The sequence below is a fragment of the Acinetobacter sp. 251-1 genome (genome assembly GCF_030329305.1).
Classification (GTDB): domain Bacteria; phylum Pseudomonadota; class Gammaproteobacteria; order Pseudomonadales; family Moraxellaceae; genus Acinetobacter; species Acinetobacter piscicola_A.
In genome coordinates this window covers 1-1,977 of the sequence record NZ_JACANS010000041.1, presented here as the reverse complement: position 1 = coordinate 1,977, position 1,977 = coordinate 1, and the positions used below count along the sequence as shown (strand labels likewise).

Sequence of the window (1,977 nt, the reverse complement as noted above, 5' to 3'; positions counted from 1 at the left end):
TGGTGGAGACTAGGAGAGTCGAACTCCTGACCTCCTGCGTGCAAAGCAGGCGCTCTACCAACTAAGCTAAGTCCCCAGCTTAAGATCTAAAATATCTAATTCCCTGTACTCAATATTTAATTTTTCAATTAAATAATGTGTTCGTCAGAATGGTGGGTCTGACAAGACTTGAACTTGTGACCCCACGCTTATCAAGCGTGTGCTCTAACCAACTGAGCTACAGACCCTCAGATACTTCAATGAAGAACAACTTGTTGTGGATTCTTACCGATCGTCAATCTTTCGTTAAGGAGGTGATCCAGCCGCAGGTTCCCCTACGGCTACCTTGTTACGACTTCACCCCAGTCGTCGGCCACACCGTGGTAAGCGTCCTCCTTGCGGTTAGACTACCTACTTCTGGTGCAACAAACTCCCATGGTGTGACGGGCGGTGTGTACAAGGCCCGGGAACGTATTCACCGCGGCATTCTGATCCGCGATTACTAGCGATTCCGACTTCATGGAGTCGAGTTGCAGACTCCAATCCGGACTACGATCGGCTTTTTGAGATTAGCATCCTATCGCTAGGTAGCAACCCTTTGTACCGACCATTGTAGCACGTGTGTAGCCCTGGTCGTAAGGGCCATGATGACTTGACGTCGTCCCCGCCTTCCTCCAGTTTGTCACTGGCAGTATCCTTAAAGTTCCCACCCGAAGTGCTGGCAAATAAGGAAAAGGGTTGCGCTCGTTGCGGGACTTAACCCAACATCTCACGACACGAGCTGACGACAGCCATGCAGCACCTGTATGTAAGTTCCCGAAGGCACCAATCCATCTCTGGAAAGTTCTTACTATGTCAAGACCAGGTAAGGTTCTTCGCGTTGCATCGAATTAAACCACATGCTCCACCGCTTGTGCGGGCCCCCGTCAATTCATTTGAGTTTTAGTCTTGCGACCGTACTCCCCAGGCGGTCTACTTATCGCGTTAGCTGCGCCACTAAAGCCTCAAAGGCCCCAACGGCTAGTAGACATCGTTTACGGCATGGACTACCAGGGTATCTAATCCTGTTTGCTCCCCATGCTTTCGTACCTCAGCGTCAGTATTAGGCCAGATGGCTGCCTTCGCCATCGGTATTCCTCCAGATCTCTACGCATTTCACCGCTACACCTGGAATTCTACCATCCTCTCCCATACTCTAGCTTCCCAGTATCGAATGCAATTCCTAAGTTAAGCTCAGGGATTTCACATCCGACTTAAAAAGCCGCCTACGTACGCTTTACGCCCAGTAAATCCGATTAACGCTCGCACCCTCTGTATTACCGCGGCTGCTGGCACAGAGTTAGCCGGTGCTTATTCTGCGAGTAACGTCCACTATCTTTAGGTATTAACCAAAGTAGCCTCCTCCTCGCTTAAAGTGCTTTACAACCATAAGGCCTTCTTCACACACGCGGCATGGCTGGATCAGGGTTCCCCCCATTGTCCAATATTCCCCACTGCTGCCTCCCGTAGGAGTCTGGGCCGTGTCTCAGTCCCAGTGTGGCGGATCATCCTCTCAGACCCGCTACAGATCGTCGCCTTGGTAGGCCTTTACCCCACCAACTAGCTAATCCGACTTAGGCTCATCTATTAGCGCAAGGTCAAATGATCCCCTGCTTTCCCCCGTAGGGCGTATGCGGTATTAGCATCCCTTTCGAGATGTTGTCCCCCACTAATAGGCAGATTCCTAAGTATTACTCACCCGTCCGCCGCTAGGTCCAGTAGCAAGCTACCTTTCCCCGCTCGACTTGCATGTGTTAAGCCTGCCGCCAGCGTTCAATCTGAGCCATGATCAAACTCTTCAGTTTAAAATCAATAGTGTTTTATTCTAAACACCAAATCTGGCTCATCAATTTTCTGACATTAATTTCTCAAATAAACTTCGAGTAATTTCTACCATCAATCAATGAAAATAATTTCGATCAATCAACCAGTAAAAATCCACACAAGTTGTTCTTCATA

At 49.3% G+C, this 1,977-nt stretch carries 2 tRNA genes and 1 rRNA gene; all 3 read right to left on the bottom strand.

Features of this window, described 5'->3' with window-relative positions:
* A tRNA-Ala gene (locus HX129_RS17440) sits at positions 1–76 on the bottom strand.
* A 74-nt stretch (positions 77–150) separates the two neighbouring features.
* Positions 151–227 (bottom strand) — tRNA-Ile (locus tag HX129_RS17435).
* A 59-nt stretch (positions 228–286) separates the two neighbouring features.
* Positions 287–1,823, bottom strand: a 16S ribosomal RNA gene (locus HX129_RS17430).
* Positions 1,824–1,977 lie beyond the last annotated feature (154 nt).